At 66.5% G+C, this 5,060-nt stretch carries 6 protein-coding genes; 2 read left to right on the plus strand and 4 right to left on the minus strand.

The genetic code is table 11. The features are described 5' to 3' along the window. A partial coding sequence (locus ELR45_RS35915; protein ID WP_165368134.1) for a hypothetical protein occupies positions 1–245 on the minus strand: 245 nt, incomplete at its 3' end. Between ELR45_RS35915 and ELR45_RS27265 the strand changes: the two genes are divergently transcribed. Next, on the plus strand, positions 228–938 hold the full coding sequence (locus ELR45_RS27265; RefSeq protein ID WP_165368135.1) for a F510_1955 family glycosylhydrolase: 711 nt from the start codon (positions 228–230) through the stop codon (positions 936–938). The two genes, ELR45_RS35915 and ELR45_RS27265, sit on opposite strands and share 18 nt — an antisense overlap. Before the next feature lie 211 nt (positions 939–1,149). On the opposite strand, the gene ELR45_RS27270 is transcribed toward ELR45_RS27265, so the two are convergent. Then, positions 1,150–1,830: an SDR family NAD(P)-dependent oxidoreductase gene (locus tag ELR45_RS27270; RefSeq protein ID WP_129669139.1), complete on the minus strand. Its 681-nt coding sequence runs from the start codon at positions 1,828–1,830 to the stop codon at positions 1,150–1,152. A 185-nt stretch (positions 1,831–2,015) separates the two neighbouring features. Between ELR45_RS27270 and ELR45_RS27275 the strand changes: the two genes are divergently transcribed. Next, the gene (locus ELR45_RS27275; protein ID WP_129669140.1) at positions 2,016–2,438 is read left to right on the plus strand and encodes a winged helix-turn-helix transcriptional regulator; all 423 of its coding nucleotides are present in this window, start codon (positions 2,016–2,018) and stop codon (positions 2,436–2,438) included. A gap of 176 nt (positions 2,439–2,614) precedes the next feature. Here the strand turns inward: ELR45_RS27275 and ELR45_RS27280 are convergent, their stop codons facing one another. Together ELR45_RS27280 and ELR45_RS27285 are read right to left on the minus strand one after the other, a co-directional pair. Then, positions 2,615–3,298, minus strand: a complete 684-nt coding sequence (locus tag ELR45_RS27280; RefSeq protein ID WP_129669141.1) for a DsbA family oxidoreductase — start codon at positions 3,296–3,298, stop codon at positions 2,615–2,617. A gap of 214 nt (positions 3,299–3,512) precedes the next feature. After that, the gene (locus ELR45_RS27285) at positions 3,513–4,745 is read right to left on the minus strand and encodes an MFS transporter (protein ID WP_129669142.1); all 1,233 of its coding nucleotides are present in this window, start codon (positions 4,743–4,745) and stop codon (positions 3,513–3,515) included. Positions 4,746–5,060 lie beyond the last annotated feature (315 nt).

Genomic DNA, 5,060 nt, shown 5'->3' on the forward strand with positions numbered 1-5,060 from the left:
AGTCGGCCGTTGCTGCGGTGATCACCGGCCTCGTGCTCACCGGATGCGGCGGGGATGACGAACCCGAAAGCGCCCGAAGCGACGGGGAACACACCCAGGACGGGTCCGAGACCGGAGACCACGAAAGTGGAGACCACGAAAACGGCGGCGACGAAAGTGGTAGCGACGAGGCCGGAGATGATGATGGGGCCGGCGAAGCGTTCGGCCACATTCACGGGCTCGGGGTGGTGGACGGTGTTCTCCATGTCGCCACGCACTACGGCCTGTTCACTGTGGACGACGGCGACACGACGATGGTGAGCGAGGACGACCATGACTTCATGGGCTTCACCGTCGTCGACGACGGCACGTTCCTGGCGAGCGGCCACCCCAACAGCCGCACTGACCTACCGGGCCATCTCGGACTGCTCGAAAGCTCCGATGGGGGCCGCACGTGGGAGGAGGTATCCCTCACCGGCGAGGTGGATTTCCACGCTCTGGATGCCAAGGCCGGCGTCGTCTTCGGCTTTGACAGCGGCACCGCCCAGCTCATGAGCAGCGACGACCGTGAGAACTGGACACAGCACGGCCAGTTTTCCATGTCGGACGTCGCCATCAGCTCCGACGACGCCGACACCGTGCTCATCACCACGGAGTCCGGTCCTTTGGTGAGCGAGGACGGCGGCGAATCGTTCGAACCGCTCGACGGGGCTCCCGTCGTCGTGTTGGTCGATTGGCCACGGCCCGACGAGCTCTATGCGGTGGCTCCGGACGGCGCGATACATCGGAGCGCCGATGGTGGAAGCACCTGGGACAGCGCAGCGGAGTTGAGTGCTCAGCCCCAGGCCATGACCGTCGCGCCCGACGGAGCGGTCTATGTCGCTCTCGAGGACTCCCTCGTCGTATCCGAGGACGAGGGTGAGACCTTCAGCGACCTCTACACATGGAAGGCGCCCTAGTCGACACCACGTTGCCGTGGGCCACCGCGAACATGCCTGTTTCGGGGTGGCCCACGCAGCACCACCGTCACATCCTGGCTGCCGAGAAGTACATGGAGATCATGCTGGCGAGGGTCGGCAGGCCAGGCCTGCCCCAGCGTCCATCTAGACCGGCTATCCCGACGACGGGATCGTCGCCGTGAAGGTCACCCGAAGTCCATCGAGTGTCCTGTCACAGGGCGACGTAGGGCTGCTCGGCTCCGTCGCGCGTGGTGTGGGCGGTCCAGTAGTGCTGGGCGATGGTGTCGGGCTGGGTCTCGGGCCCGCCGCTGCCGATCCAGGCGAAGAGCGGGATGTGCGCGACGTACACGCCAGTGTCCGCGGTGGCCTGGTGCAGTTTCAGTGCGTAGCTCCGCAGCGCGCCGCTGCCGATGGTGGTCGTGGTGAACTCGGCGGGCCCGGCAAGGGGGTCCTGGGAGGTGCCGCCGGTCGTGTAAAGGATGGTGCCGCTGCCGCGCTCGATCATGGCGGGCAGCACCTGCTCGGTGGCTGCGATCCCGCCGTAAAGGTAGTAGTCGATCTGTGGCTGGATGTTGGCTCTGCTCGCCTCCAGCGGGGCCGGGTTGCTCAGACCGGGGACGGGAGTGTGCGGGGCGGGTGAGTATTCCAGGACATCCACGGCTCCGAAGCGTTCCTTGATCCGGTCGAAGGCGGCGGCGACCGAGGCCGGGTCCATGACGTCGGCGGCGAAGCCGGCGGCCTCGATCCCGGCTTCGTTCAGCTCCGCGGCGAGGGCGTCGAGCTTCTGCTGGGTGCGGGAGACGAGCGCGACGGGGAACCCGTGGCTGCCGAATGTCTTGGCGATGGACAGTCCGAGGCCGGATCCGGCCCCAACGATGGCGATGGTGGACATGGGTGGTCTCCTAATGAGTCACGAGTCGGCCAGTTCGGCAGACTCTGGGTTGATCTGGCCGCCGGAAGATGGGCAGCGCGCTCCGGTGATCGCCAGAGCGAGTCGTTGTCGTGGATTGGTGTGTGGTCGCCGATTGGGTGTTGCATACTGGTAGTGCGGTTGCACACCAGATGAGAGGTAGTGGGATGGCGTCAGCGCGGCAGATCAGTGGTCCGTGCCAGGCATGGCCGGAGGACAGCGCCTTTATCCGCGAGGTGCTCGATCGCATCGGTGACAAGTGGACGGTGTTGATCATCAGCACCCTGAGCGCCGGCTCGCTGCGCTACTCCGACTTGCAGGCGAGCATCCCCGGGATCTCCCAGCGGATGCTGACCCAGACGCTGAAGCACCTCGAGCGCGATGGACTGATCACGCGGACCGCGTACGCCGAGGTCCCGCCGCGAGTGGAGTACGAGCTGACGGATCTGGGCCGGTCCCTGATGGATGCGGTGACGGCGATGGCTGGTTGGGCCGCCACCCACCACAGTGAGATCGCCAGCAACCGGGCCGCCAGCGAATTGACCGGAGTCGGCCGAGGCAGGGCCCCGGTCAGCGCGTCGGCAGGCTGACCCGTCGGTGGCGCTCATCGCTGCGTAGCCTCGGGCACATCGCCCGTGGCGTTCTCGTTGCTCGCCTCCACGGGTCGCTGCCTCGTCGGCGGTGTCGATGTGGCACGCCCCGGTATTGGGCTCGCACCACCCGTCGGCGGGGGCCGCCACGATCTGGAGCCCGCCCTTCGCCTCGCTCATGACACACGCTCACCCGGCACGGGCCCGGCCACCTGCTCCAGCATCTGGCCGTAGACCGGGACCTTCTGAGCGCCCGGGGCGGCCACCCGGCGGTCGAGGACAACGAACGGGACGCCGGTCGCGCCCAGCTCCAGGCCCTCGTTGCGGTCGGCGCGCACGCGGTCGGCGTACTCGTTGCTCGCGAGGATCTCGCGGACTCGCTGCCCATCCAGCCCGACCGACTCCGCGACGCCTGCGAGGGCGTCCGGGGCGTAGGGGTTGAGGGTGCCGGCGAAGAAGCCGTCCTGGACGGCAGAGAAGAACTCGAACCCGCGGTCCTGGTCGCCCGCGTACTGCACCACGCGGTGCAGGTCGAACGTGTTGGCGTTCAGGCGGTCCAACGAGAACTCGAGCCCCTCCTTGCCTACGATCGCTTGAAACTGGCGCTCGGCCCGGAGGACGTCCGCGGCAGTGCCGCCGTGGGCACGGACGAAGCTCTCCTCATTCTTCTCTGGTTCCTGTGGCGCGCCCGGGTCCAGTTGGAACGACCGGATCACGATCTCGAACCGACCTGCGTCCGGGCGCTGCGCGATCGCGGTCTGGAGCCGGTGCTTCGAGAGGTAGCACCATGGGCAGCCCAGGTCGGACCACATCTCGATGACGACCTGCGACCCCTCGGATCGCGTTAACTGCTCAACCATCTTTCTCACCTCACTAGTAGTGCGTAACACCATCATGAGTGAGTAAGACAGGGCTTACAAAAGGCACTTTGAAGTGCGTCAGCATCGCTCGACAGGCACTACACCCTCATCTGCGAAAGCCGGATAACGGTGCGACGCATACCTGTCATTTGTCGGCTTGCACAGGACGACAGGCGTGCAGGGCCCGAGACATACGCGCATTTCGTCGTTGCCCTCATCGTGCCCGGACAGTACCGTCGACGTCGGCCAGGCAGACAGTCGCCACCATGAGGATCGCAACCGTGCCGCCGAGCACCATCACCACCGACGGAGACGTCGCGTCGACGACGACGCCTCCCACGAGTGCCCCCACCGCGATGGTCGCTTGGAAAGACGCAGTGAAGACAACTGTGGCCGCCTCTGGTGCATGTGGCGCCGACGCAGCGAACCAGCTCTGCGAGCACACTGGTACCGCCCCGTATGCGGTCCCCCAGACGACCAGCAGCACCACCGCCCCGGGCACCGATCTGCCGAGCACCGGCAGCAGCAAGGTGGCCCCAGCAAGCAGGCACGCACTCGCACCGAATACGACACGCAGGTTGCGCGACACCAATGCCCCGGCGACGAAGTTTCCCGCGACGCCGGCTGCACCATAGATCAACAGGCATACCGTGATCCCACCCGGAGCGATGCCGGTAACGGTCTCCAGGAACGGGGTCACGTACGTGTACGTGCCGAAGTGGGCGAGCACGATCAAGAAGGTGGCGGCCAGCCCGACCCGGACCGCAGTGCTCCGCAGCATGCCGCGCAGCACACTCAACCGGGTCACTCGCACGGGCGGCAACGGTGGCACGAACACAATCAGCGAGACGAACACTGCCGCGCTCACGATCGCCAACGCCACGAAGGCCGCTCGCCAGTCGGCGATGTTGCCGATGAGCGTGCCGGCGGGCACCCCGAGCACAGACCCCAACGGGACGGCAGAGAAGATCACAGCCGTCGCCAGGCCGGCCCGTTCTGGCCGTACCAGCCGCGCCCCAAGACCGGCGCCGATCGACCAGAACGCGCCGATGACGAACCCGACCAGCACCCGGGAGATCATCATCACCCAGTACGCCGTCGCCACTGCGGCAAGGATGTTGGCCAATGTCAGGACCAGCATCAACAGGCATAACATCAGACGCCGGTCGAGACGCGCGGTCGCAACCGTCACCGTCGGAGCGGCTATGGCGGCGAGTACGCCCGGCATCGTCATCATCAGTCCGGCCACGCCGTCTGAGATGCGGAAGCTGGCACCAACGGCGGTGAGGACGCCGATCGGCAGGATCTCGGTTGTGACGATCGCGAAGATGCCCATCATCACGGTGACGACGGCCAGCCAGCCGACCAGTGGCGAACGCACAGGTGCGGGATCGGTCGGTGCGGCAGGATCGGCGGTATTGCTGGTGGTGGTGCTGGTGGTGGACATGACTTCCGTTCGGTCGGCATGGTCCGGAGCACACGCCCCGGCCAGTTCCATTCCAGCCAGCACAACGGGCTCGGTCCGGCGGTTTTCCGCCTTCAACACCTGCCGGTGCGCCACGACACATAGCTGTCACCTGCCGGCATGTATGACATCATGGGCGTGTAGGGTCGAATTACATGTGCGGACTCTCAGGTGAGTACACGTTCGACGGCCGCCCGGCTGATCTCGCGGCCGTGGCCAAGATGTGCGATGCAATGGTGTCGCGGGGGCCGGATGATTCCGGGGCGTACGCCCACGGGTCGCTGGCGCTGGGGCACC

The sequence above is a fragment of the Phytoactinopolyspora endophytica genome (assembly GCF_004138495.1).
GTDB lineage: Bacteria > Actinomycetota > Actinomycetes > Jiangellales > Jiangellaceae > Phytoactinopolyspora > Phytoactinopolyspora endophytica.

Coding starts and splice junctions, on each gene's coding strand:
- ELR45_RS27270 (WP_129669139.1), bottom strand. CDS start 1,830: ATGTCCACCATCGCCATCGTTGGGGCCGGATCCGGCCTCGGACTGTCC.
- ELR45_RS27275 (WP_129669140.1), top strand. CDS start 2,016: ATGGCGTCAGCGCGGCAGATCAGTGGTCCGTGCCAGGCATGGCCGGAG.
- ELR45_RS27280 (WP_129669141.1), bottom strand. CDS start 3,298: ATGGTTGAGCAGTTAACGCGATCCGAGGGGTCGCAGGTCGTCATCGAG.
- ELR45_RS27285 (WP_129669142.1), bottom strand. CDS start 4,745: ATGTCCACCACCAGCACCACCACCAGCAATACCGCCGATCCTGCCGCA.